The 23,548-nt window shown below is 52.0% G+C and carries 22 protein-coding genes; 11 read left to right on the forward strand and 11 right to left on the reverse strand.

The features are described from left to right. The 4 genes from PVZ80_RS12020 to PVZ80_RS12035 all read left to right on the forward strand — a co-directional run bounded on the left by PVZ80_RS12020 (position 1) and on the right by PVZ80_RS12035 (position 5,225). Positions 1-609 (forward strand): hypothetical protein, encoded by a 609-nt coding sequence (locus PVZ80_RS12020; protein ID WP_273863925.1) that lies wholly within the window; start codon positions 1-3, stop codon positions 607-609. A gap of 440 nt (positions 610-1,049) precedes the next feature. Continuing rightward, positions 1,050-1,655 (forward strand): DUF6088 family protein, encoded by a 606-nt coding sequence (locus PVZ80_RS12025; protein ID WP_273863926.1) that lies wholly within the window; start codon positions 1,050-1,052, stop codon positions 1,653-1,655. A 100-nt stretch (positions 1,656-1,755) separates the two neighbouring features. Beyond that, positions 1,756-2,739 carry an AAA family ATPase gene (locus PVZ80_RS12030; RefSeq protein ID WP_273863927.1) on the forward strand — a complete coding sequence of 328 codons (984 nt, stop codon included), beginning with the start codon at positions 1,756-1,758 and terminating at the stop codon, positions 2,737-2,739. Positions 2,740-2,753: 14 nt separating this feature from the next. Next, positions 2,754-5,225 carry a S8 family peptidase gene (locus tag PVZ80_RS12035; protein ID WP_337960723.1) on the forward strand — a complete coding sequence of 824 codons (2,472 nt, stop codon included), beginning with the start codon at positions 2,754-2,756 and terminating at the stop codon, positions 5,223-5,225. A gap of 402 nt (positions 5,226-5,627) precedes the next feature. Here PVZ80_RS12035 and PVZ80_RS12040 read toward each other — a convergent pair whose 3' ends face one another. Further along, positions 5,628-6,548, reverse strand: coding sequence for a LysR family transcriptional regulator (locus tag PVZ80_RS12040; protein ID WP_202340091.1), 921 nt, complete (start codon positions 6,546-6,548; stop codon positions 5,628-5,630). A gap of 178 nt (positions 6,549-6,726) precedes the next feature. Between PVZ80_RS12040 and choX the strand changes: the two genes are divergently transcribed. The 3 genes from choX to PVZ80_RS12055 all read left to right on the forward strand — a co-directional run bounded on the left by choX (position 6,727) and on the right by PVZ80_RS12055 (position 9,489). After that, positions 6,727-7,671, forward strand: a complete 945-nt coding sequence (gene choX, locus PVZ80_RS12045; protein WP_202340090.1) for a choline ABC transporter substrate-binding protein — start codon at positions 6,727-6,729, stop codon at positions 7,669-7,671. A gap of 104 nt (positions 7,672-7,775) precedes the next feature. Beyond that, positions 7,776-8,903, forward strand: coding sequence for a TauD/TfdA family dioxygenase (locus PVZ80_RS12050; protein ID WP_237509817.1), 1,128 nt, complete (start codon positions 7,776-7,778; stop codon positions 8,901-8,903). Between the two features lies 1 nt (position 8,904). Then, positions 8,905-9,489 carry an HD domain-containing protein gene (locus PVZ80_RS12055; protein WP_086946248.1) on the forward strand — a complete coding sequence of 195 codons (585 nt, stop codon included), beginning with the start codon at positions 8,905-8,907 and terminating at the stop codon, positions 9,487-9,489. Between the two features lie 195 nt (positions 9,490-9,684). Here PVZ80_RS12055 and tnpC read toward each other — a convergent pair whose 3' ends face one another. From tnpC to PVZ80_RS12070, 4 genes are all read right to left on the reverse strand, one after another. After that, a complete protein-coding gene (tnpC, locus tag PVZ80_RS12060) occupies positions 9,685-11,220 on the reverse strand; it encodes an IS66 family transposase (protein ID WP_086946247.1) in 1,536 nt (511 codons plus the stop codon). Between the two features lie 61 nt (positions 11,221-11,281). Then, positions 11,282-11,617, reverse strand: a complete 336-nt coding sequence (gene tnpB, locus PVZ80_RS12065; RefSeq protein ID WP_140393644.1) for an IS66 family insertion sequence element accessory protein TnpB — start codon at positions 11,615-11,617, stop codon at positions 11,282-11,284. Next, a complete protein-coding gene (gene tnpA, locus PVZ80_RS33955; RefSeq protein ID WP_086944210.1) occupies positions 11,614-11,946 on the reverse strand; it encodes an IS66-like element accessory protein TnpA in 333 nt (110 codons plus the stop codon). The genes tnpB and tnpA overlap by 4 nt, the downstream gene beginning before the upstream one ends. Before the next feature lie 213 nt (positions 11,947-12,159). Continuing rightward, the gene (locus tag PVZ80_RS12070; RefSeq protein ID WP_273863928.1) at positions 12,160-12,801 is read right to left on the reverse strand and encodes a GIY-YIG nuclease family protein; all 642 of its coding nucleotides are present in this window, start codon (positions 12,799-12,801) and stop codon (positions 12,160-12,162) included. Positions 12,802-13,186: 385 nt separating this feature from the next. Here PVZ80_RS12070 and PVZ80_RS12080 point away from each other — a divergent pair, with 385 nt between their 5' ends. Further along, positions 13,187-13,552, forward strand: coding sequence for a histone-like nucleoid-structuring protein, MvaT/MvaU family (locus PVZ80_RS12080; RefSeq protein ID WP_273863929.1), 366 nt, complete (start codon positions 13,187-13,189; stop codon positions 13,550-13,552). Between the two features lie 425 nt (positions 13,553-13,977). Here PVZ80_RS12080 and PVZ80_RS12085 read toward each other — a convergent pair whose 3' ends face one another. Then, entirely contained in the window at positions 13,978-14,751 is a 774-nt protein-coding gene (locus PVZ80_RS12085; protein WP_273863930.1) for a hypothetical protein, read from the reverse strand. Positions 14,752-15,048: 297 nt separating this feature from the next. Then, complete coding sequence (locus tag PVZ80_RS12090) at positions 15,049-15,279, reverse strand: hypothetical protein (RefSeq protein WP_273863931.1); 231 nt, start codon at positions 15,277-15,279, stop codon at positions 15,049-15,051. Positions 15,280-15,582: 303 nt separating this feature from the next. On the opposite strand from PVZ80_RS12090, the gene PVZ80_RS12095 reads away from it, so the two are divergent. Beyond that, positions 15,583-15,864, forward strand: coding sequence for a helix-turn-helix domain-containing protein (locus PVZ80_RS12095; protein WP_273863932.1), 282 nt, complete (start codon positions 15,583-15,585; stop codon positions 15,862-15,864). A 1,663-nt stretch (positions 15,865-17,527) separates the two neighbouring features. Further along, the gene (locus PVZ80_RS12100; RefSeq protein WP_273863933.1) at positions 17,528-18,412 is read left to right on the forward strand and encodes a hypothetical protein; all 885 of its coding nucleotides are present in this window, start codon (positions 17,528-17,530) and stop codon (positions 18,410-18,412) included. Positions 18,413-18,542: 130 nt separating this feature from the next. Here the strand turns inward: PVZ80_RS12100 and PVZ80_RS12105 are convergent, their stop codons facing one another. The 3 genes from PVZ80_RS12105 to PVZ80_RS12115 all read right to left on the reverse strand — a co-directional run bounded on the left by PVZ80_RS12105 (position 18,543) and on the right by PVZ80_RS12115 (position 20,118). Then, positions 18,543-18,896, reverse strand: a complete 354-nt coding sequence (locus PVZ80_RS12105) for a hypothetical protein (protein WP_273863934.1) — start codon at positions 18,894-18,896, stop codon at positions 18,543-18,545. Further along, positions 18,886-19,230 carry a hypothetical protein gene (locus PVZ80_RS12110; protein ID WP_273863935.1) on the reverse strand — a complete coding sequence of 115 codons (345 nt, stop codon included), beginning with the start codon at positions 19,228-19,230 and terminating at the stop codon, positions 18,886-18,888. Before PVZ80_RS12110 ends, PVZ80_RS12105 begins: the two co-directional genes overlap by 11 nt. Before the next feature lie 309 nt (positions 19,231-19,539). After that, positions 19,540-20,118, reverse strand: coding sequence for a GNAT family N-acetyltransferase (locus PVZ80_RS12115; protein ID WP_273863936.1), 579 nt, complete (start codon positions 20,116-20,118; stop codon positions 19,540-19,542). Between the two features lie 205 nt (positions 20,119-20,323). Here PVZ80_RS12115 and PVZ80_RS12120 point away from each other — a divergent pair, with 205 nt between their 5' ends. Continuing rightward, complete coding sequence (locus PVZ80_RS12120) at positions 20,324-21,466, forward strand: XRE family transcriptional regulator (RefSeq protein WP_273863937.1); 1,143 nt, start codon at positions 20,324-20,326, stop codon at positions 21,464-21,466. Positions 21,467-22,271: 805 nt separating this feature from the next. On the opposite strand, the gene PVZ80_RS12125 is transcribed toward PVZ80_RS12120, so the two are convergent. Next, a complete protein-coding gene (locus PVZ80_RS12125; RefSeq protein ID WP_273863938.1) occupies positions 22,272-23,255 on the reverse strand; it encodes a ParA family protein in 984 nt (327 codons plus the stop codon). Positions 23,256-23,548 lie beyond the last annotated feature (293 nt).

The raw sequence follows: 23,548 nt of genomic DNA on the forward strand, positions 1-23,548 counted from the left end.
ATGTCTATTCGAGATAAACTCTCCAGAGCTAGCTCTACTGACACCCCGACATGGCTTAGTGGTGCAAGCAATACCACTAAAGAGCTTTATCAGTCAGCCTTACAAGAGTTCATCCGCCTAAAGCAACTAATTTCCGGTGGAGGAAATATTTCTTTAAAGGACCGAAAGATTAATCAGAGTTCTGTAGCAAGAAATGCAAACAAGGACAAAAGTATCCTTTCAATGCGTCGTCAACCTGAGCTAATGGAGTGGATCAACCAGAAAAATGTCGAACTTTCACTTCTTCTAGCCCGCTTCCCGAGACATAAAATCAAATCCAAATCAGCTACTACCCTCAAGTCTGAAATTACGAAACTTAAAGAGATTAACAACGCCAAAGTCCTAGAGGGTCTACGCTCCTTCGTTGAAACCATACTTTCATCAAATTTACTTAGCGATCGCGATTTGCTTGCTCGTGAAAATATCCGATTAAAAAAAAAGATTGACACTCTTAATAATCAAATCATCAATCTGCAGGACAACTGCAATCAACAGGCAATTCAAATTGCCAAGCTAAAAGCCGCGAGGTCGAAAGTAAATCTGACAATAGTTCCTGATACAGAAAGCTAGGCTTCTACCCACAGCACTGTGGATTTGGTGAACAGCTCGTTCACACGGCTGAACAATCAGTTGGGAAATTGCATCCCACCTGACCACCCATTTGCATTGCCACTGACCAGTCAATTACATCCATTCTGACCACCCGCTTGCATTAGGCTTGACCAACAGGCGACGCAGTGGACCCTTTATGGCCGTGTGGAATGCTACGCATCATGCGTATGGAAAAGGTTGTTTCAGGCGCGCCTGAAGAAGATGGACGTCGATGAGGTCGATGCTCGCCCAGCTTTCCGATTCAACAAATCTGGGCCGCTCATTGAAAGCCGTTCCTGGCATCGGTGCGAAATCCCAACTACTGGAAAGACAAGCCCGGCGATCAGGAGACAAACGGTCATTGATCAAATGTCAGATATATAATTCAATATCTGACATTTGATCAATCGAGCCATGACATGCCATCGATTCCCAAAGCGATCTTGGAGCGCAGCCAGTCTTTAAAAGAGGGCGAGGTGCTTGCGCCTAAAGAGTTTCTTCATCTGGGTAGTCGCGCCGCTGTAGATCAAGCATTCTGCCGGTTAGTCAAAGCTGGGCAGATGATGCGTGTAGCGCGTGGGACTTATGTTGCGCCGGTGCGCACGAATGGCTGCACCAAGGTCCCCTCGATTATGTCGGTGATGAAATCGATCGCGGCCCAAGGCAAGCATGGCATCTCATTCGATGGCGCACGGGCCGCGAAAATGCTGGGATTAACGAAATCCTCTATCCGACGGGACGTGTACCTTACTACTGGACGCAGCAAGCAATTGGCAGTTGGAAGCCGAAGAGTTCATCTCCAACACGCGCCTTACTGGTGGTTTTCTCTAGGATCCTCGCCAGCAGGAGAGGCACTCCGAGCGCTGGCCTGGATGGGGGAAGAGCAAGCAGAAAGGTCCGCCCAGATGGTACGTCAGCGCCTGGCAAAAGCTGAATGGGAAAGTCTGGCCTCGGTGAGAGCAAGCCTCCCCAGTTGGATGGCTATAGCCTTGGGGAAAGCAGCAATGCACGATGGCCCGCGCTGAGTGGAAGCCGGCGATCGGTACAAGCGCCAAGAATATTGACTCGCTTAGATAAAAGCGCGTCCTAAGGATTAGACTACCCCCCTTCGGAAGGTTGAAAGCTATGGCTAGCAGCGAACATCTAAAAGCGCTACTGCGCTCGCATATCAAAGGGGATGACACACATTTCCTAGCCGTTGCTATGCAAATGGCAGCACATGAAGCCAAGCAAGGCCATAGCAAGCTCGCAGATGATTTACGGGCCATCATCGACACAGCCAAGAAAAACCGGCTCCCCTCAGGACAACCAGTGCCGATCGGTCAGCCGAGAGGCGAGTTGAGCAACCTGCTGTCCGTAGTTCTACCAAGAACTCGCTTTTCGGAAATGATCCTGGATGAGGTTACCCATAATCGTTTGGGACGGATCATCAACGAGCAGCGCAATTTCGAGAAGATTCGTGCTCATGGCCTGTCACCTCGCCGTAAATTGCTGCTTGTTGGCCCTCCAGGCACAGGTAAGACCATGACTGCTTCAGCGCTCGCCGGTGAGCTTGGCATCCCGCTGTACATCGTCCGCCTGGACAGCCTTATCACCAAGTACATGGGCGAAACCGCAGCCAAGCTTCGCCAGATCTTCGATGCCATCCGTGATACCCGTGGCATCTACTTTTTCGACGAATTCGACGCCATCGGCTCACAGCGGGGGTTAGCCAACGACGTGGGCGAAATCCGCCGCGTCCTGAACAGTTTTCTTCAGATGATTGAGCAGGACCAGTCCAATAGCCTGATCATTGCCGCCACTAATCACCCGGAAATTCTCGACTACGCCTTGTTCCGGCGCTTCGATGATGTTATCGAGTATGGACTGCCCAATGAGGAACAGACCAAGGCTGTGCTTAAGAATCGACTGACGAATTTTTCGAAGTCGATTCGCAACTGGGACAACCTGTGCAAAGTCGCAGAGGGCCTCAGTTACGCAGAACTGGCGAGGGCAGCGGACGACGCGATCAAGGACGCGATCATTCATGATCGTACTGCGGTGGCGGCCAAGGACGTGGAAAGGCATCTTGAGGAGCGAAAGACTTTCCATGTAAGACAACGCTCCTAAGTTAGAGCTTCTCAATGGCAGAACAGACACCAAAACAACTACCCCATATTCGTCTGGCAAAGAAAGGTAACGCGGAGCCTTATCGAAGCCCTCGGGGCAGTGGTCGCAAAATCCAGTACCCCAAGCTCAACAGAGCAGAGCACGGCAAGCACCTACAGGCTCAGATAGGTCGACTCAAGCTTCGCATGGACGAAGCTGTCGGCCTTCAGCAAGCAGCTGGTAAAGGGGGCGGCTTAGGGCTACAACTTGAGTTCAAAAGCCAGCCTGATGTCCACCTGGCATTTGAGAGCCTCAGCCGAGAAAAGCAGCAAATCGAGCTGCTGAATGTCCGGCAAAGCCCCGACGGGATCCATTGGGCCACTGTCTTTGTGCCGAATGGGCAACTGAAGGTTTTTGAGAAGCTAGTGACGGGATATCTCACTAAGGGAACCGCCGAAAAACCACGTAATGCCCCGCTCCTGAACACAATCCAAGAAATTCGTGCTGCCACCTTCGAGGCGCTGTGGACTGACGCACCAGATGCGTTGCCTCAGAACGCCGATGAGGTGATCTGGTGGGAGTTCTGGCTTCCGGCTCGAGAAAGCGCCACAGCTGCGCTTCAGCGATTCCAGACCACAACAAAATTACTTGGCTTCAATACATCCAAGCAGTTTCTGACTTTTCCGGAACGGATCGTTCTCGGCGTCCAGGCCTCACGAAATGCCATTTCTGCCTCGTTAGATCTGCTCAATGAAGTCGCCGAAATTCGCAGGCCGAAGGAGTCCGCCGACTTCTTCGATTCGATGGATCCCCAGGAGCAACGACAGTGGGTCGATGAACTCCTGCAGCGAACGATACCCCCTGCTGCGGACAGTCCGCGTGTTTGCTTGATCGACACTGGTGTAAATGCTGGCCACCCCCTTCTGAGCCAGCATCTCGATCTTGCTGACCTACACGCAATTGATCCTGACTGGGGCGGCCACGATGAGTTCGGGCATGGAACTGGACTCGCCGGAGTCGCGCTCTATGGCGATCTGATACACCCCCTCAACTCCAGCTCACCTATCGCCCTTTCTCATCGTCTGGAGTCGGTAAAACTACTGCGCCAAGGAAAAGGCAACGAGGGAGAGCATTTCGGGTCCTTGACTATGCTTGCGGTAGGCCGTCCAGAACTTGCCCACTCCAACGCGAACCGTGTTTTCAGCATGGCAGTGACCAGTGTCGATGATCGAGACAAAGGCAGGCCCTCCGCATGGTCTGCTGCAATTGACTCACTGGCAGCTGACACACTCGGGGATCGGCAGTATCCACGCCTCTTTGTGTTGTCTGCGGGTAATGCAGACGAGAGCAAGTACGGCGACTATCCCTCCAGCAACCAAGCCGACAGCATTCACGACCCAGGTCAATCCTGGAACGCATTGTGCGTCGGTGCATATACGCAGAAGGTGAATGTCGCCAACTATGACGCCGTCGCGCCCGAGGGCAGTCTAAGCCCCTTCAGCACAACCTCACACAACTGGAAAGGCTCCCCGTGGCCAATCAAACCAGATGTCGTCTTCGAAGGTGGCAACCTAGCCAAAGATACGCATTGGACATGTACCCATCCTGATTTGATGCTGCTCACAACCTCGCATGAGCCAGAAAAACGACTGTTTGCCACAACATGGGCAACTAGTGCGGCTTCTGCTCTGGCCTCGAGAATGGCAGCACAGATCTATAGCGCTTACCCGCGCTACTGGCCTGAAACTGTAAGGGCGCTCATGGTGAACTCCGCTGAGTGGACTCCCCGGATGATCCAGGATTTTCGGCCAGACGAAACCAAGGGGTCATACGAACGCCTAGTGAGAACCTGTGGCTTCGGAGTGCCCAGTATCGAACGGGCCATGTGGAGCGCTTCCAACTCTCTGACGCTCATCGTTGAGGATGACCTCCAACCCTACAAGAAGCAGGGCAAAAATCCTCCTTCAGCACAGGATATGAATCTCCACCTGCTTCCCTGGCCAACCGAGTATCTACTCCACTTGGGGAACACCGAAGTCGAGATGCGCGTCACTCTCTCGTACTTTATTGAACCAAACCCCGGCGTAATGGAAAGGGGTATTACTGGACGGTATCGGTATGAGTCTCACGGCTTAAGGTTTGATGTTAGCCGACCCGGGGAGGATAAGGCGCAGTTCCGTTACCGCGTAAACAAAACAGCCCGAGAAGAAGAGGATGCGGATTATCAAGGGACTGTGGCTGATCCAGGATGGCTCATCGGTGACGCCAGACACCACGGCTCGCTTCACTCCGACGTCTGGCAGGGAACAGCAGCAAACCTGGCAAGCCTCGGCATGATCGCAGTCTCGCCCGCCTCTGGATGGTGGAAAACCATCACCAAGCAAGGCAAGTACCATAATAGGGCTCGTTACAGCTTGGTGATCTCGATCAAGACACCGCAAATGGACGTAGATCTTTATGCAGCCGTGCAGAACGTGATTGCGGCCGAGACAGCAATCTTGGTCTGAGCTCAGGGTTAGCCAGTCAGTTGCGTTAACGACTGCACTATCTTCCGCGTTGAGGGTAATGCTGCTCTATCAGGGCAATTACCCCTACTGGCGGTCAGAGCAAGGAGCATGAATGGCTGAACGGCTGCCAGAATAGACCACGTCAAGTGTTGCGCCGAATTCCGTGCTACCGCGATTCATTACCTTCAGCCAGTGAATGGCCTTCTTACGAAGGGATACGCACCTGGTGACCTTCTGGTTACTCCAGTCGCGAAACATTTTGGTCAGTCTGTAATCCAAGCGGCAAAAACTCATTTCTCAGCCTACACGGACCTGTACAAATGTAAGCGTCCGGCTAACGCACCTTACGTACGCCTAGCACTGCGCGCGTTTAGGTATCTGTAAGCACGAAACCCATAAAAATCAGGAGTTCGCATGAGCCATAGACGACCTAAACCACTCAATTACAGGGGTGATCAGTGAGTTGTTACGATGCCGAGTGCGCAGTAGGTAACCGTGGTCATCACGAATTACTGTAGGCCCTAACCGCACCAATAGGCCATCCTGGATCGCCTGATCCACAAGTGCACCCCAAGCGAGCGTGAGGCCTTTTCCCTGAATTGCAGCGTTCAAAAGCAATGGATAATTGTTAAAAGTGAAACTGGTTTTTTCATCAATTGAACCAAACCCAGCAAGGGCAGACCATCTCGCCCAATCCAACCACCTTGGATTGCGTTCATCCATATGAAGCAACGCCAGCGACTTCAAGTCGCTCTGTGTTACGTCAGTCCATAAACCGTGCTGCTGCGCAAAAGCCGGGCTGCATACTGGAAAGACCTTCTCCGGCGCGAGCATGATTTCGCTTTCCATTTTTGGATCACGTTGATCGAAGCTGATGGCCAAATCTACGTCATGCAAATTGGATGTGTCGTGCGAGTCCATAGGAAGAATTTGAAATCGTAAGCCAGGAAATTCGAGCTGGAGAAGATGCAGCCTAGGTAATAACCAAAGATGGGAAAACCCAAAATTCGCAGAAATTGTAATCAAAGGAACATGGTTAGAAAGGCTTGCTTGGACTCTTTCCAACGCAGAGTCCAAGTTGGACAGCAAGGGCGATAGGTCTTCGTAGAAGCGCTTTCCACTGGCCGTTGGCCGCAGGTGGTTGCCCGAGCGATTAAGCAAGGCTCCTCCCACCGTTTCCTCAAGGCTTCTGATTTGCTGTGAGATAGCAGGCTGAGTCGTGCCTATTTCCTTGGCTGCTGCGGTCATTGACCCGAGTCTGACTGCGGCCTCAAACGCCACCAGCGCCTTCATGGCAGGTAAAGTTTTTCTGTAACCTTCCATAAGATTTATGCATGCCCCGTATAAGGTTCAAGCGCGTATCTCGTCCGCTGTGGACTGAGTAGTCTTGGGCTTGAACCGAAATCTAAAACAAAAAAGCTCGGTCATCCTCACACACAAATTTGCTCTCTGCCAAGACCTACTAACCCTAGTTGATTTAACTGGTACGCGGAGACGAATCATGCGCAAAGCCTTGTTGTACCTAGCTTTTTCTGGATTGTCTTTCACCTCTTTAAGCACGCTCGCGGCAGCCGACACTGAACAGTGCAAGGCTATTCGGTTGGCCGATCTCGGCTGGGCGGACAATGCTGCCAACAATGGAGTGACGATGGCCGTGGCCGAGTCCCTAGGCTACTCCCCTAGCAAAACGCTGGTCGCAGTGCCCATTGCTCTCGGGTCGATCCAAGCGGGCAAGCTGGACGCGTTTCTCGATTATTGGTCGCCCTCTCTCGATCCCACCGTCATGCCATTGGTCAACGAAGGCAAGCTGCTCAAGCAACAGCCCCCGAACATGACTGGCGCCAAGTACACCTTGGCGGTGCCCACTTATCTTGCTGATCAGGGCCTGCATTCTTTCCAGGATCTTGCAAAATTCAAAGATCAGTTGGGTGGGAAAATTTATGGGATTGAGCCTGGGAGCGGTGGTAACTCATCCCTGAAGAAGATGATCGAAAAGAATCTCTATGGTTTGGGTAACTTCACTCTGGTTGAGTCCAGCGAAGCTGCAATGCGGATGGAGGTCGCGCGCGCCATAGCCCGCAAAAAGCCAATCGTATTTCTTGGCTGGGCTCCTCATCCGATGAACCTTGAATTCAAGATGACCTACCTTTCAGGTGGAGACGAGGTATTTGGCCCCGATTATGGTGCCGCCACTGTCTACACCGTTACGGCGCCCGAGTACACCACACGTTGCCCGAATGCTGCGAAGCTGATCAGCAACATGCGCTTTGACACCGATATGGAAAGCGAAATCATGGTAGGCATCCTGAACAAACAAGACCCCGTCATGCTCGCGAAAGAATGGATCAAGAAGAATCCCGCATGGCTGGAAAAATGGCTCGGCGGCGTCACAACGTTTGATGGGAAGGATGCCATGAGCGCTTCCCGCACCTACTTTGGCATCTGACGTTAAGCATTAGAAAAATGCATGGCAGGGATGCTGATTCCCCGCGTTTTCATCTAGCACACTTCTCTAAAGAATGGGTCACCTCCACTCTCAGGATCTGCAAAATGCAAGTCACCGAACTGAAAATTCAACAGACTCCTCCTGCGCTCAAATTTTCCACCGGTCAGGATGAGTACGAAATTCCTGCGTTGTGGCTCCGGGAGAAAACGCAGGATCCAGAGTCGACAGACGCTAATACGCAGCAGCGCCTGTTCGATTCCCACCTCATCGATCCAGACGTTCAATTGACAGAGGTTGAGCCCCTTTCACAAGGGCGGGTTCGAATTGCTTTCAGCGACGGTCATAGTGCCCACTACACAACAGACTATCTGCTGGCTGAAATTGTTGACGCCGATCACAGCCCAGTGCCCATTGCTTGGGATAGCAGTTTAGATCAGCGGTTGATTCGTCATGACTGGCGAGCGCTGGGCGATAGCAAAGCATTCGAAGCAGCGCTTATGGCCTACCTGCAATATGGCTACATCGTCCTTGCGAACGTCCCAAATACTCCTGAGCAGGTACTCGAAGTAGGTCGAAAATTTGGGTACATCAAGGAAACCAATTTTGGCACTTATTTCGAAGTTCGTTCAAAACCGAAGGCGAACGACTTAGCTTATAGCACCGTGGCCTTGGGCCCACATACCGATAATCCCTACCGAGACCCAGTGCCGGGCATTCAGCTCTTGCACTGCTTGGTCAACGAAACCTCCGGTGGGCTCTCGACGATGGTGGATAGCGTTAAGGTGGTGGATGCGCTTATGCAAGAAGACCTTGCAGGCTACATGCTCCTCAAAAACACTCCGGTTCGCTTTCGGTTCGTAGATAAAGGTGTAGAGCTGACCACCCGGCGTCCGATGATCAAGACCGATGAAACTGGGCAGACCCTTGGCGTGCACTACAGTCCACGTCTGGACAGCTTACCGCTGCTGAGGGCCGACGAAGTACGGGCATTCCATAAAGCACGTAAGCGTTTGGCCGAATTGTTCAATCATCCAGACTATGAGGTGAGGTTCCGGTTAGCCGCCGGAGAGCTGATGTTTTTCGACAACAGCCGAGTCCTTCATGGCCGCACAAGCTTCAACCCTTCCGAAGGGGCAAGGCATCTGCAAGGATGCTACATAGACTTAGACGGGCCGCGTGAGCGTTTGAGCGAAATTATCAAAGGATCCAAACAAACCGAAGAGGCCGCGTGATATGGAGCAGGTCGAGTTCATCCGCATGAAAGATGGAACGTCCGAGGAATACCATTTCCTTGAGCATCTGGAGAGTGAGTTCAACAAAGGGTTGGCTGATCGAATTCTGAATGCACTGCAAGGGTTGGCCACTACGCTAAGCGGTTACAAAATCAACCGTCTTGAGCATTCCTTACAAACGGCTGCTCGCGCTGAGGCAGACGGTGCAGATGAGGAGATGATCGTAGGCGCCTTGATCCATGACATCGGTGACGATCTCGCGCCGTATAACCACTCTCAGTACGCGGCATCGATTATACGACCTTATGTACGTGGCGAGGTTGCCTGGGTGCTGCATCATCATGGACTGTTCCAGAACTTCTACTATGCCCATTACTTTGGCGGGGACCGTAACGAGAGAGATCGCTACAGAGACCATCCATGCTTCCAGCTATGCGCAGATTTTTGCGAGCGTTGGGATCAGGCCTCTTTTGACCCAGCGTTCCCTACCCCAGATTTGGAGCACTTCGCACCAATGGTCAGGAAAATATTCTCTCGCAAGCCGTTTGATCCCGAAGTGATAGGTGCTGAGTACCCTCTTGGCTGACCGACTGGATATCGTCTATCCCGAGTCCGAAAGTACCTTAAGCTTTGGGCTCGGGAACTATGCATTTAGTTAATCTTTCGGGATAAGTTTTTTGCCCTTTCCGACAAGAGCGAAAGCGAGCTTGGATGGCTCTGTCGCTTTAACTCCATCCAACGGTCGAGAAAATTCAAGCTACGGCAAGCACGCCTTGCGTAGTTAAACGGACACCCACTTGTGCGGGAGCAACTCAGTAACCCCACTCGCCCGCTGCGTCGGCAGACGAGTTAGCACATCCTTCAAATACATATACGGATCATGCCCGTTCATACGCGCTGACTGAATCAAACTCATGATCGCCGCCGCTCGTTTGCCGCTGCGCAGCGACCCAGCAAACAACCAGTTGGAGCGCCCAAGTGCCCACGGCCTGATCTGGTTTTCGACTTGGTTGTTGTCAATGGGCACAGCCCCGTCGTCTAGGTAGCGCGTGAGCGCCACCCAGCGTTTCAGGCTGTAATCCAGGGCTTTGGCCGTGGCTGATCCGTTGGGCACCAGGTCGCGCTGGGCCAACATCCAGTCATGCAGTGTTTTGATGATCGGTACCGCCTTTTCCTGGCGTATTCGCCAACGATCCTCATCGCACATGTCCCGAGCTTGGCGTTCAACTTCGTACAAGCCGCCAATCGAGTACAGCGCTTGTTCAGCCAGCTGGCTTTTGTTCGCCACGTGCAGATCGAAAAACTTGCGACGGGCGTGGGCCATGCAGCCAATTTCTGTAATGCCTTTCTCGAAACCGGCTTTGTAGCCAGCGAAATCGTCGCATACAAGCTTGCCGTTCCACCGCCCAAGGAAGTTGCGCGCATGCTCGCCTGCGCGACTGGGACTGAAGTCATAAACCACAGCTTTGAGCGCCGAAAACGGCGTGGTGCAGTAGGCCCAGACGTAAGCGCGATGAGTTTTCTTCTCGCTTGGCGCAAGCATCTGAACCGGAGTCTCATCGGCGTGGATCACGCCCTGGGCCAACACTTGTTCACGTAGCGCATCGACCAGAGGCTGAAGTTGCACACCGGTCTGTCCGACCCATTGCGCCAGTGTCGAGCGGGCAATCGCCAGCCCGGCCCGACCAAAAATATTCTCCTGCCGGTACAGCGGCAAATGGTCGGCGAACTTCGCCACCATCACATGGGCCAGCAGGCCTGCGGTCGGGATCCCCTTGTCGATGACTTGGGCCGGTACAGGCGCCTGGATCAGTGTTTCGCACTTGCGGCACGTCCATTTTCCACGCACATGCTGCTCAACGGTGAACACGCCCGGGGTGTAATCGAGCTTCTCGCTGACGTCTTCGCCAATGCGCTGAAGTTGGCAGCCGCAGACGCACTGAGTGTTTTCTGGCTCGTGACGGATCACTGTACGTGGGAACTGCGGCGGCAGCGGCGCACGCTTGGGGGTCTGACGTAGCTCACCCGGTGCAGGTGGCGGATTGACCGCCTTCAGCTCGGCCTCGATGGCCGCGATATCAGTGTCGAGCAGATCGTCGAGCAAGCTACCTTGGTCAGGGCTTAGCTGTTCGCTGCGCTTGGCGAACTTGTGTCGCTTGAGGATGGCGATCTCAAGAGCTAGTTGCTCGTTGACCGTTTCAAGACGGTGGATTTTCTGGCCCATCGAGTCAACCTGAGACAGCAACTGCAAGGCCTGTTCAGCCAAGGCACGTAGCTGTTCCGGTGTCATTTGATCGAGATTGGGCGAGGAAGTCATGCCGCTGATTGTGCCAGAGCCGGAAGTCAGCAGCGATAAACCGATGGGCTAATGGCAGGCGTTATAACACTGTGATCAAGCCGCCAGCACCGACCCGTTGCCATGGCAAGCCCAGTACCAAAGCCTGAAGTTGCTCGTTATCGAGTTCGACCTCCGATCCGTGCCGAATGCCGGGCCAGTGAAACCTGCCTTGATTCAATCGTCGCGCCGCCAGCCAGATACCCACGCCGTCATGCACCAGAACTTTCATCCGATTGGCGCGGCGATTGGCGAACAGATAAGCGCAGTGCGGCTTTGCCGCACCGAACACGGCAATGACCCGGGCTAACGCCGTTTCGGTGCCGGCTCGCATGTCCATCGGTTCGGTGGCGAGCCAGATCGCATCGATTCGAATCACCGCAACAGGTCTCGCAGAAAGGAGGCACAGTCGGCAGCGCTTTCGGTCGGCCAGTTCACTTTGACGGTGCCACGCGCGTGCTGGATTTCAACGCAGATGCTCGATGACGCAGCCTGGGAATGCCCTCCGGCGAACTGCAAAGGTAGCGGAATGAAAGCAGGTTGCAGCTCCGTGACTTCGTTCGTTTGTACCCGAATCCATTTATGGACGAGGTTCGCGTTAAGGCTGTGGTGTTGCGCGACGTGGGCAATCGAGGCGCCGGGCTGAGCGCACTCTTGGACTACCTGGGCCTTGAATGATTTGGAATAGGATCGGCGTTGTGGCTGCATGGAAAGACCCGCTTAAAAGGCTAGAAATGGTGTCCACCTAAAATACGCGGACACCATCGCCCTTAATGCTCAAGTTCGGTAGGTGACTTGGCCGGACGGTTACGTACAAATCTCTGGCTGACAAGGTGGTTCCCTAAGAGCCAAAAGCGGCCATTTAAAGTCAGAGAAATAAACTCACCCCCATTTCTCCTTTGCCAGAAAAACCTGCTCTTCTTAGGCTTCCTCAATCTTCCGGTGGATAGCGATTAGATCTGGAATAAACTTCAGGCAATGAGCGGTGAAAAACTCTCTGGACTTATTGGTCCGATACTTATCGAACAGGCAGTGCAAGGCCTGCTCAAGCTTTGAATAGTTTGTGGTTTCAAGCTGACTTATGATCGTGAAGCGAAATGGCACCCCCGTCGTATAAAGCTGTGTGATGCGCTTGTCGACGGGGCCGGTGGTAATCCCGATCTTAATTATCTCAACCTGGTCAACGGTATAGAGACCGGTGGATAACACGTATAACGTGCCGATATCGGCTTCCAGCTTGGCGAGATCCTCCCCCTCGATGAAATCATCAGCCTTGATCTCGACTGAAGCCGCATCCGCCAAGAGCGTCATCAGGTGAGGCTTACGGCTTTTATCTGCAGCGATGTCTGATGCACCTCTGCAGGCTAGGTAGATTCGGGCCAGAACCGCATGATCCACATCCTTGTAGTTGCCAGCCGCAACATTTTTTAGATGGCTTGGGGTGCCGACGTGCTGGGGATATTCAACCTTCAGGATTTCTCGGATCTGCTGAGGTGTCAGTCCTTCAGGGTGCTGGCGAAGAATCTCGCGGACTACATCGGTGAAGCTGAGTTCGTTCTGCATCTTCAATCCTAAACATGCTGCATCCCGTTGATGGTAGCAGCGGGTCTGGAAATGAAACATAAACTACGCACACTACGGAGCGGCGCGTTCTGGCCGTTAGCGATGGCCTGGTCTAGGCCGTCGCCATACGTAGTCAGACCTCGGTCTGTTCCGCCATTTCTAAAGCGTCATCAACCTCTATCCCTAAGTAGCGAACGGTGCTCTCAAGCTTGGTATGGCCGAGCAGACGCTGAACAGCCCTTAGATTTTTTGTTCTCTGATCGGAGAGACCTTTGTTCGCTGCAACGTGTTGGTATCTGCATATTATTTGCGTGCAGTTATAACCAATCATCGCTTAGCATATGGAATGACTCCACCACCACCATAATCCTTAAGGACGTCTCACATGTCTCGTTTGGCTGAATTCCGTAAGCTTGAGCAACAGCTGGCCGAACAGCTCGCAGAGCTCGAATCAATGAAAAGCGACGCTGGTCTGAAAAAAGAAATTGAGTTTGAAAGCAAACTGCGTGCATTGCTTGGTGAATACGGTTTCAGCTTGAAGAATGTCATCAACATTCTCGATCCCCAAGCTGTTCGTCGCCCATCAGCTGTTATCGTGCCAAAGTCATCTCGTAAAGCTCGGAATGTGAAAATTTATAAAAATCCAAACTCGGGTGAGATTGTTGAGACCAAAGGTGGTAACCATCGCCAATTGAAAGAGTGGAAAACTGAGTTTGGAGCCGACGTTGTTGAGTCGTGGCGCACTCAGTAAGTCTGCTAAACATAAAGGTCCCATGGGTGTACATTTCCAGGGGCCTTCAGGCAGTTGCGTCAATATCCCTCTTTGAGGGGCATTTTTATCCGAAAAAGAGAAGACCATGCCATGGTTCAGCCCACGCTTGGCCACATTGCATCCCACTGCAAAGTCAGCAAGCTTCTACGCGATTGACGTACATGTTGGGTGAAACCAACTGTTTCAGAAGTCCTCGCCTGGAAGTGACCGTTTTACCTAGCTAAGCCGGCGACGTACCTGACGGTGACTCATCAAGTCTACAAAGTTGATAAAGGCGGCTCCCAAAAGAAGCCGCCTCAAACCAAGTTTCATCACCGGTACTTCGCCCGGGATAGGGAGCTCTTGGGCAGCTTTATCAGGATAGCACGGCACTAGGTCATCATGTGGGTTACAAAAAGGACAAATCAATAGATGCCAACCGGCTCGGAATCCTTCAGTTTGCGGTAGTCCTCACTAGCATTCAGACGGTAAGCAATTGTCAGTCGTTTGGCACGACGTAATGCCTGGCCAATATCGTCTATGGTGGCTTTTGAAGCAGAGAAATCGCCGAACCGTTTAATCTGGATGCTGAAGATATTTGCCTTGAAAGCGCCCTTATCTATCGGCGCATATCCTTCGGCAGCATGGTTGTAGACTCGTCCAACTAACAGTGTCACTGGCTGTTTTCCATACGACGGAACGTCCACGGTGCCTGATATGTTGAAGAGCTGGCTATTTTCCACAACGTTCACCTTAGGGCCGAGGGCACTCTTCACGTCCTCAACAACTTGATCAACACATTCCACGTAGGCCTTTTTGAAATCAGCTTGCTCGGAGGCTGGTCGGTAGCAGATGGCTGCGCCATACGTGATCCTTGGATCCGGTGACGTGTCGGTACCTGCAATCATCAGAGCAGCACCTGCGGCACCTACTGCGCCGGTACCAAGGCCCGTAGTGGAGAGTGCATTAACGCTGATAGCGGCAAGATCAGTATTGGTGGGACCAGACGCCTGCGGCTTTCTAGCTAATGCAGGAGAAATATATGCCTGGGTCAATCCCATCTCCGAGGTTGCAAACTTGAAGTTCGAGAACTTCCCGGGCTCGACCGTCTGGAAGTTCGGCATACCGAACAGAGCCAATACGCGCGTGTTTTCGCTTCCTTGTCTAAGCATCAGTGGGTTGGTATTTGCAAAACGCATGGTCGACGCAGTCGTTTGAAACTGGTATGTGCGTCCAGAATCAGTGAACTCAGTGCCGTCGGGTATCGGGAGTAATGTACAACCAGTAAGGATGCTTGCTAGGAACAGGGCTATAGGGACTGACGATTGGTACTTCAACGGTGGTTCCTTCATCTACCGGAGCAGAAATCAGTTGGCTTTCAAAGCCGCGTCTCATCGCTTCAAAAATACTTCAGTTATTTGCGGACGCGGCCATAGGTAGCATTCGCCTGAATTAGTAGTTGCATAGCGAATACCCCCAAGAGCGGTTCAAGAAAATCATTGTGCGGAGCTTGAGAGCATCAAACTGCTGAAAAGCGTTTTCCGGCGTGCACCCTCCAGAGAGGCGACTTCTGCATCCCCACAGACATAGGTCTTATCTCCTTCGACCTTATAGGTATAGGCAACGCCCTCTGCAGCCTCCGAACGCACAATCGACTCCAGCGGTTCCATCATCCAGCGCCCCGATTGGTTTACATGGTCTGGGGTGACCAGCAGCACGCTTTCCATTCGTACCCCGTTCTCCTGATCCTCGATTAGCGACCGAAGAAGCTGGGCGTTAGTCAGCATCAGCATTGGACTCGGAGCAAATTCATCTTCCTGCCCCCCAGTTGCCGCAACTTAGAACCAAGGGCGGTGAATGTTGTGTTCCACATAGCTCCATGCCATAGGGTCATCTCCAAAAAGTCCAAATTGGTCGATTTTTGCGTGTTGGTAGGTCAAAAACATAAGCCGATCTCGAAAATATACTATTCATAGCATAGTGCATAACGCTTCGAAACGGCTTCATCGTTCCTTTTGCGAGCTGTTGAAATGCGATCGGAACTCAAGCGTGCGCTTGGTGATGTGCTCAAGTCGTACCGGCTGAAGCGAAATATCTCTCAGGAGAGCATGGGGCCGAGCCAGACCTACATCAGTAATCTTGAACGAGGCCGGTGGAGCGCTTCGATCGATAAAATCGAGCAGATGGCCAAGATGCTTGGTGTGCATCCTGTCAGTGTCATTCTCGCTGGCTATCTGGCTTCCGAAGAGGAGACGAAGTCAGACGAATTACTGGAAAGAATCCGAAGTGAGCTGCGAGAAATTGGGCTTTAGCCTGGATATTTCACCAGTTCTCTCGTGTAGCCGATGAAGGGGGCGTCTGTCGCTGGTGCGCCCATCGTGAGGACTGAATCAATAGTCAGCGATGGCGATTGGGTTCTACCCCGTAACACGGACACTTTCGAGCAAGCTCACATTGAGCTGAAGGAACTCTCGTCCCTCCTAAGGAGCATACGCCAACTCTCTATGAGCCTTAGGAGGCGCAGATGGTAGGGCTGAAGCTGCACATTTTTTTATCTCTGAAAGCCGCTCTAGCAAAGGTGTTTCAGAGAGATTTCCCGTATTGAGATGCACATTTAATTTCACATTTTTTAAGCATGCTGGCGAGGCTCTGGCATTTCTCAATCAATTGGACAGTTGGCACCTGACAGCCTCACGGCGCAGTTGTAAAGAAAAGCTTCTGAGTACTTCAGATTAAGCCATGGGCCTTCGTCAGACCCTCTGCTTTTTGAGCGAAGTTATGGCTGAGGCCACAGAGTCACCTGGCCGACAGCTTCTTCATTCACGACAGCGTGTGTAAGAAAGCTGACCATGCTTAGGTATTCTCACAATAGGCAAGGATCCGATCGATCAAAAAACAGCCAATTATAGTTGGCGAGATAATTCTAGATAATTCCATGCCCCTCGGCCTGACTAGTCAATCAGCCGAGGCTCCCTAACCTTGGCCCGTGCTTGGATGCGGCTGGTGACGGCGTCTATAAGGCATCATGTGTGTTGATGGCTTGCCCAACTCAAGTCAGCCAGCTCTGGCTGCGAAATTGCACTCCACTCGATCACCTGATGGCATTGGTACTGACCAACGATTGCATCGGACTTGACCAGCCCACCAAGGGCGTGAGGCCAGCGAGCTACGTGATTGGTCAGTCATAAAGTTGCATGACGGCTCCAGAAGGAACCTCCGAGATGACTCGCCGCAGCCCGCGTGTAGAGGCAGTGTCTCGCGATACGCTGTTCGGCGATTAACCCAAACATGGCGTCATTGAAGCAGCGCGACGCGTCATCTCCTTCATCGAGCGCCTGGTCGAGTAACCCTGCTGTAGCTACCGCCGCTTCTAGGCCGGCGTCGCAGATGGAGCTAATCGCTAGCGCTGCATCGCCAACGACAAACCACCCATCCCCACTACATCGCTCCAGCCATGACATTGAGGCCAACCGCGGAGGACCCAGCCAGCACTCGCCTACCAGCTCCGCCAGTGTGGGCGGTATCCGCGGCGCAGTTGGGGTGGACGCCTGGCGAGTATCGGCCGGCCCGTGTAGCGGCCGGAGATGCTGTCGCATGCGCATCCCTAGTCCCGGTGTCAACCCACGATGTCGTTGGTGGCCATGCTCTCCTGATCGGCGCCCCAAGGCATACTGCTCAATCAGGATGGAAACTCAGTTTTCTATGACTCTGCCGCACAGATGCTGAAGATCTCTGAGCGGTGCTTTGGCGGTGCTCCAGAGGCCTCCCGGGAGCTCGCTCGTAGGGATTGGGGAAGGCTGTTTCAATCACAGCTAAGCTAAAGAAAAGTTGGCAAAAACTCCAAAATTAAAGACTTTGTTGGCGCAATGAAGAAAAACCAGCCTGGCAGCTCGTTCTGTGAGGTTTTTCGGCAGAAGTCAGTCCTTGTCAGAAGGGTGTGTTTTTGAAGAGCAGTAAGTACCGAATTCTAAGAGTTTGAGGTTTGCCAAGCCCCTATGGGGGATTGGTCTTGATGCATTAACTGAAATACTTTCTGGGGTAGAAATGACAAAGTGTGCACTTTGTAGGCTAGAAAAAAAGCTAAAAGATAGTCATTTAATTCCAACCTCCGCCTACGCGCACTTGAGGTGTGATACAAATTTCGGCGTTCAACAATCGGTAAAGCTGAACCTGCTTAATAAGACGGCAGTGCAAACAGATATTCAAGTTAAGCAACATCTTCTGTGCACTGACTGTGAGGACTTATTTTCAAAACACGGCGAAAGAGTGATTGGCACACTGTGGGCAACGCAGAGTGGATTTCCCCTATTTGAGATGCTTTCAAGCAAGCCGCCTAGAATCAAAGCTGGACCAATGTCGGTTTACAATAGCTCTGCCATTGATGGCTCAGCTCTGAAAGCGCTGCGTTATTTTGCTTTCAGCGTATTTTGGCGTGCCCATGTCTGGGACTGGATGCATGAAAAGGACCCGTATGGAAAAGCTCTCGGTGATAAATATTCTGAGAAGATCAGGCTATTTTTGCTTTCGGAAATAGAGTTTGAAGACTATGCTCTGATGATTGAGGTGAATTCTGATGAGCACTCAAGAACTATGTTCTCGTTTCCCGCAGTCAATCGGGTTGATGGGGTTTGGTATCACTCATTCGTGATTCTAGGAATCAGGTTTATTTTGGTTGTTGGTCGTGCCAGGGGCGAGAAAGCAAAGAACTTGTTTGATGCAGTTGGTGAGAATAATTGCTTCTTAATTAACGATTTTGGAAAAACGAAGGCTTATGCAGACGTAAATATTTCCGCTGGGAACGGTGTAGATGTAAGAGGGAAATTGAGGAAGCTGGATCTTGGGGCTATAACTCGGAAGTAGCTCCCATACAGGGGCCTAGCTGAGCTGGAAGTGAGTAAGCTCGCTTAGGCCCTGTCGGACGTGGGCTCTATCTTTGGCCCGGAGCGCCCGCTTCGGGAACTTTCTCTCATATCTTGCCAGTCTAGGACGATTACTGAGAGGCAATGGTACTCACTGGCTCCTTTGCCAGATTGTTAGCTGCTGCAATGATCATGCTCTGCACAATTGCTGGAGAGGTTAAGCCGACCTGAAAGGCTAAGACAGGGCTAATTTTGTCGCCATTAGCTAAATAGATAGCTACCACTGCGCTTCCAAGAACAGGTAAAACCACAAATAGAAATAGCATATACGCGACATATCGGCCACTTGATAGTTTGTTTTCTGGGGCCCTGTTGAAGTGGTCCACAATCTTTAATGCAAAAAGCACTAGGCCGCCGAAGCAGGCAATCGATAGCAAAAGTGAGTTCGCCTGAATGAGGACGAATATAGGCTGCTCAGGATGCATCTTCGATCCTCGCATGATGTGTGGCGAAGAGATCAATGAACTTGTCTTTTATAGACGCACTCTCTTTAAATCTCTTCTTTGTAGTTAGAAGGATCTTCCCAGACGTGGTTCTTCGCGGATAGACCTTTATTATCATGCGGAGCTCTTGATCATCTCTTATGGTGTTAAGAACCTCCGAGGCTCCGACATGCGCCTCTTTGGATATCCCATAAATTGTCCGAGCCATGTAGGCCTGATTGTTTAATGCCTCCAGGATTTTTGCGCGAACCTCAGTGAAGTCTCGCCCACTATTCGTTCTTGGCTCTTTCTTGGTCGCCCTTTTTTTTCGAGTCATCTTGCCACCTGGCTGTATCAATATGCAGATGTCATTAGCCGTTGGATCAGTTCTATTACTGTTGTATTAAATCTACTAACCTGCCGTCAAGCTGTCTAGCAGAATGCTCCGTGCCAAAACCAGAATCATTTCTCGACTTAACCTACCGGAAGCAAGAACAGAGAGGATCTGGAGCTATATCCCCGTGTACTACTATATTCTGGTGGGCGGCATCACTCTCGTTACTATTTCTAGCCGTTTGCAGCCAGTGAGTAGCGTAGGTGTGGGTAACTCAAATACCTGTCTCCTGTGCTCCCTCCAGAACATCGCCTACCAAGGCTTGTGCTGCTCTTCCATAGCGCCCAGTTCCCGCATCGCACGCATGTCCTCTGGTGTGGGAATGGGGGCCGCGAAATCAAATTTGTACTCGGGCTTGTAGTTTCCCGTGAACATCTCAACCGTCCCCTCTTCGTCTTGCTCTCCCAGCTGCCGGAACCCATTGGCCAAGTGCCATTGCACTGCACTGGGCACTGCGTATGAGTGAAGCTCTCCCCCTGCCCGGCCTTCCGCCATGAGGCTTTTCGCCAGCCCCATTTTGCGGTACGGCGGAAAAACAGTAATTGCCTCCATACGCCGAATTTTCGGTTTGCTTGTCTTAGTCACGATGACCATACCCATTGGCATCCCACCCGGATCATCAGCGACATACATCTTTGAGTGCCCTCCTGCGATCATCATTTTCGTCTTGAGGATCTGCATGTAGCGTTGTTCCACGCTCCAACCCAACTCCATCCCCATTTCTTTCGCATAGAACATGGTGATGCACAGCTGCGCCGCCATATCGGCATCCACACGATGCTTGTGTACCAGGCGAATGCGCGTCCCAGTCGCTTCCCCTTTTTTTCCCATCGAGGTTCTCCTGCAGCTGTGAGATTAAGGTTCATGATTTCAGCTTCCGCAGGTTACGTCGACGATATCAACAGCCCCAACAGGCGTTTTGTTCACTTAATGGCACCAGGTGAGATATGGATAGAACACCCTCTTCTGAACCAGTTGACTAGAAAGAGCAAGCAACGACATCTAAGATCGTTCTGCCCCAATAAGGAGAATGGGCATGACGATAGACCTAATGGCTTTAGGTTCGAAGCTATCTCGTTATCGCGAGCAGCTCCAGCTGAGCGTGGAAGAAGTGGGTGCAGCCATTCGCATCGCTCCCGACCGGTTACGGTGCATTGAGGCCGGTACTCTGGAGCCCTCGGGCGATGAGGTGCTTATGCTGGCCGACCTCTATCGTTGTGACTTCAAGTTCTTCATCTCAAATGAACAGCTAGCTCCGTTTGAGCAGACGGACATTCTATATCGCAAGCACGGCAATGAGTTCACCAAGGACGATCGAGGGGCTATTCAGGAGTTTCTATACCTCTGCGAAACTGAGCACTTCCTGATGGAGGAGCTGAATGCTACTCATCGCGAATTTTCGGCTCCTCCAGTTTCGGGGCATTTCAAGACCGATGGGATCAAGGCTGCTGAGGCTTTCCGCCGCTTCAATCAGCACCAGAGCAATGAGGTTCCAAGGGATGTCTACGGAGAAATACGCCGAATAGGCGTGCACGTGTTCCGCCGCAAGCTGAACAACTCCAACATCTCAGGCTTGTTTCTGGCACATCCCAAGGCCGGCAAATGCATTTTGGTTAACTACAGCGAGGATGTGTATCGGCAACGGTTCAGTGCAGTTCATGAAATGGCCCATGCGCTTTTCGATGCGGAGCGTGGCCCCAGCATCACGTATTCCCACACTGATAGAAACGACTACATAGAGCTGCGAGCAAATACTTTTGCCTCCCGGTATCTCATGCCGCCGGAAGTCCTCCGACAGCTTCCCAATCCTGAGCGATGGACCCAGGCCGATACCGGGCATTGGGCACAAGAGCTTCGAGTAAGCTGCCATGCCTTAAGCATAGGACTACAGGCCGAGAGGCTCGTCAGTGAAGATGCATTCCAACGAATCAAATCCAGTCGGGTTCCCCGGACGCTCAAGATTGATCCTGAGTTACCGGCTGATTTGACAGGCCGACAGCGGGAGCGCAAAACGCGCCTACTGGAGCGAGGGCTTTCTAGCAGCTACGTCTCGCTATGTTTGGATGCTGCGAGCCAGGGGGTGATAACCCAAGGTCGCCTAGCAGAGGCACTTCTGTGTGATTTCGCAGAGTTGCAGGATTTGCTCGCTCTATACGGGAGGGCATCGAATGTCGATTGATCCATCCTGCTTCCACCCCATCAACGTGACAGACACGTGTTCGGTTTGGAATGTCTTATCGTCAGTCACTTTGTACAGAGCTGCGCTGGCCGCTCAATGCCACTTCTGTGTCACCGGCTTCGTGAACTATGAGTGCTTAATCAAGCCTCGCTCGTTGCCAACCGATGTCACCCGTGAGCTTCAGCATCGCTTGGAAGCGGCGCGCTGTGCCGGCCAATTCGAAGTCCACTCCTGCAACCTGGATGACCTTCAAATCATCAGTATGCTGGAGGGCCGTAAGCGGCTGGGGAAGGGTGAGCTGTCATCAATCGCCTTTGCAATGGGCCGCGGCCTAGCTGTGCTAACGGATGATCAAGGCGCTAGGAAGCTATCTTCGGCAGCGGGCAACCACCCAACGCAGACGACGCCTCATTTGCACAGTTGGCTAGTATTCACAAGGAAGCTTGATGATTCAGACCACTCGAATGTGCTGAGCCAGCATCTGCAAATGGAGGGTAGCTTGGCGCGTCATCTCCAAGATGCATATTTCCTAGCGCTTCAATGCGCTCGCAACGCATTACCGCCACTTTAGGCTGAGCTGATCTAGCCGTTGCGTTAACGCGGTTTCGCACCATGTCGCGCAAGGATGCATAAAGGCTCGCTTCCAGAGGTGTGACTTCCGAAAAAATAGGTGGCTGTCACAGTGGCCAAAATCTGTCGCTGATTTTGTAGTGGTCACAGGTGCCACGCCCGGCGTAATTAAGGGGGGCATGCGGTCTCTGAAAATTGCGTTGATGGAATGCTTTGCACTGAGAACGACCCCGCCTTATCTAGCCGGCTTTCTCAGCTCCGCTAGGTCCAGTAGCTTGCTCAAACTCATGCTTTCAATATCGCTCGCAAGCGCATACGCATCTGTGATACGTCCCCCCAGAACCTCAAGCAGATGTTCAAAAAGCCTGAAATAGTGTTCCTTTTGATCCTGATTGCTCCAATCCCTGAGAATGTCGCGAGGAAGTGGGCTTTCGCCATAGTTTGTCTGAGGGATAAAGAGAGGGCAGAACCTCTCGCTACTAAGATCAAATCCAAGCTCCTGAGCTTTAGAGGCAAAGTCCAAGACCATCAGGCGGGGTAGATGAAGCAGTTGAATAGGATCATTCATCGCCCCGCTATCTACGAAACGTTTTGTGGACCACATGTCATCTGCACTGCCAAAGTCTGCTGGAACTAGATAGATGTCAGGGCTGAATTTACTTAGGAAGCTCGCGGGATAACCTTCCTGGCTTGGTGTCAACGACTCCCGAACAATTCCTCCACACACATCGACAACGACAATCTCATTTTCACGCGGCCTATAATCGATAATCTCTTCGAGTTCTAAGTCTGGACAGTCAATTTTTAAGGCATGCACCTCTTGCAGTTCGTAGGATGAATATTCCTTATTTTCTCGGCTGGCTGCTTTCAGGAAAGTGGTTTTCATTCCCAGGGAATATTTGGAGATTACGGCTAGGCATTTTGCAACCGTTGTCTTACCTACACCTCCCTTCAAATTCGTCACCCCAATGATCAGCCCCTTGCCGCTCGGCAACTGGACTAGGGGTTTGTCGTGTTGTCGCAAATCAGCGCGAACTAATTCAGTAATCCAACCTATCAGGAAGGGGTCGATTGGCTTGGCTCCATTCACCCAGCGGCTTATGGTTTCAGGCGCCGTACGCTTCCCATCCTCACGCAATGCGCTGACCTTCTCGGCCAAACCCACGCCGCTTAGTCCCAGGTACTTCATGGCTCGCTTCAAAAGCACGGCATTTTTCATATTGATATCTGGTCAATGTTTATAAATTTTAATTGACCATACGGCAATTTTTTGTGAACTGCAATGACCTGATCGGAAGCCCATAAGCTCATTACGATGGAGCAGTTTGGTTGCCCAGAAGGGAAGTTGAGGTCGCGCTGAGCGCCTCTTAGAGAGCCAGTCAAAGGCTCTGTATAGGCTTTGTGGTTAAGTGATAGGAGCATGGGAATGATTATCTGGAGAAGATGATCGGTGCTAAGAGCCCAGGAGAGCCCCACCCTATGCGCACTTGCGCCTGCATATCGCGATAGCTG

Source organism: Pseudomonas sp. B3G-3, from assembly GCF_028640915.1.
Lineage (GTDB): Bacteria > Pseudomonadota > Gammaproteobacteria > Pseudomonadales > Pseudomonadaceae > Aquipseudomonas > Aquipseudomonas chlororaphis_I.

Coding starts and splice junctions, on each gene's coding strand:
- PVZ80_RS12020 (WP_273863925.1), top strand. CDS start 1: ATGTCTATTCGAGATAAACTCTCCAGAGCTAGCTCTACTGACACCCCG.
- PVZ80_RS12025 (WP_273863926.1), top strand. CDS start 1,050: ATGCCATCGATTCCCAAAGCGATCTTGGAGCGCAGCCAGTCTTTAAAA.
- PVZ80_RS12030 (WP_273863927.1), top strand. CDS start 1,756: ATGGCTAGCAGCGAACATCTAAAAGCGCTACTGCGCTCGCATATCAAA.
- PVZ80_RS12035 (WP_337960723.1), top strand. CDS start 2,754: ATGGCAGAACAGACACCAAAACAACTACCCCATATTCGTCTGGCAAAG.
- PVZ80_RS12040 (WP_202340091.1), bottom strand. CDS start 6,548: ATGGAAGGTTACAGAAAAACTTTACCTGCCATGAAGGCGCTGGTGGCG.
- choX (WP_202340090.1), top strand. CDS start 6,727: ATGCGCAAAGCCTTGTTGTACCTAGCTTTTTCTGGATTGTCTTTCACC.
- PVZ80_RS12050 (WP_237509817.1), top strand. CDS start 7,776: ATGCAAGTCACCGAACTGAAAATTCAACAGACTCCTCCTGCGCTCAAA.
- PVZ80_RS12055 (WP_086946248.1), top strand. CDS start 8,905: ATGGAGCAGGTCGAGTTCATCCGCATGAAAGATGGAACGTCCGAGGAA.
- tnpC (WP_086946247.1), bottom strand. CDS start 11,220: ATGACTTCCTCGCCCAATCTCGATCAAATGACACCGGAACAGCTACGT.
- tnpA (WP_086944210.1), bottom strand. CDS start 11,946: ATGCAGCCACAACGCCGATCCTATTCCAAATCATTCAAGGCCCAGGTA.
- PVZ80_RS12070 (WP_273863928.1), bottom strand. CDS start 12,801: ATGCAGAACGAACTCAGCTTCACCGATGTAGTCCGCGAGATTCTTCGC.
- PVZ80_RS12080 (WP_273863929.1), top strand. CDS start 13,187: ATGTCTCGTTTGGCTGAATTCCGTAAGCTTGAGCAACAGCTGGCCGAA.
- PVZ80_RS12085 (WP_273863930.1), bottom strand. CDS start 14,751: ATGCGTTTTGCAAATACCAACCCACTGATGCTTAGACAAGGAAGCGAA.
- PVZ80_RS12090 (WP_273863931.1), bottom strand. CDS start 15,279: ATGGAAAGCGTGCTGCTGGTCACCCCAGACCATGTAAACCAATCGGGG.
- PVZ80_RS12095 (WP_273863932.1), top strand. CDS start 15,583: ATGCGATCGGAACTCAAGCGTGCGCTTGGTGATGTGCTCAAGTCGTAC.
- PVZ80_RS12105 (WP_273863934.1), bottom strand. CDS start 18,896: ATGCATCCTGAGCAGCCTATATTCGTCCTCATTCAGGCGAACTCACTT.
- PVZ80_RS12110 (WP_273863935.1), bottom strand. CDS start 19,230: ATGACTCGAAAAAAAAGGGCGACCAAGAAAGAGCCAAGAACGAATAGT.
- PVZ80_RS12115 (WP_273863936.1), bottom strand. CDS start 20,118: ATGGGAAAAAAAGGGGAAGCGACTGGGACGCGCATTCGCCTGGTACAC.
- PVZ80_RS12120 (WP_273863937.1), top strand. CDS start 20,324: ATGACGATAGACCTAATGGCTTTAGGTTCGAAGCTATCTCGTTATCGC.
- PVZ80_RS12125 (WP_273863938.1), bottom strand. CDS start 23,255: ATGAAAAATGCCGTGCTTTTGAAGCGAGCCATGAAGTACCTGGGACTA.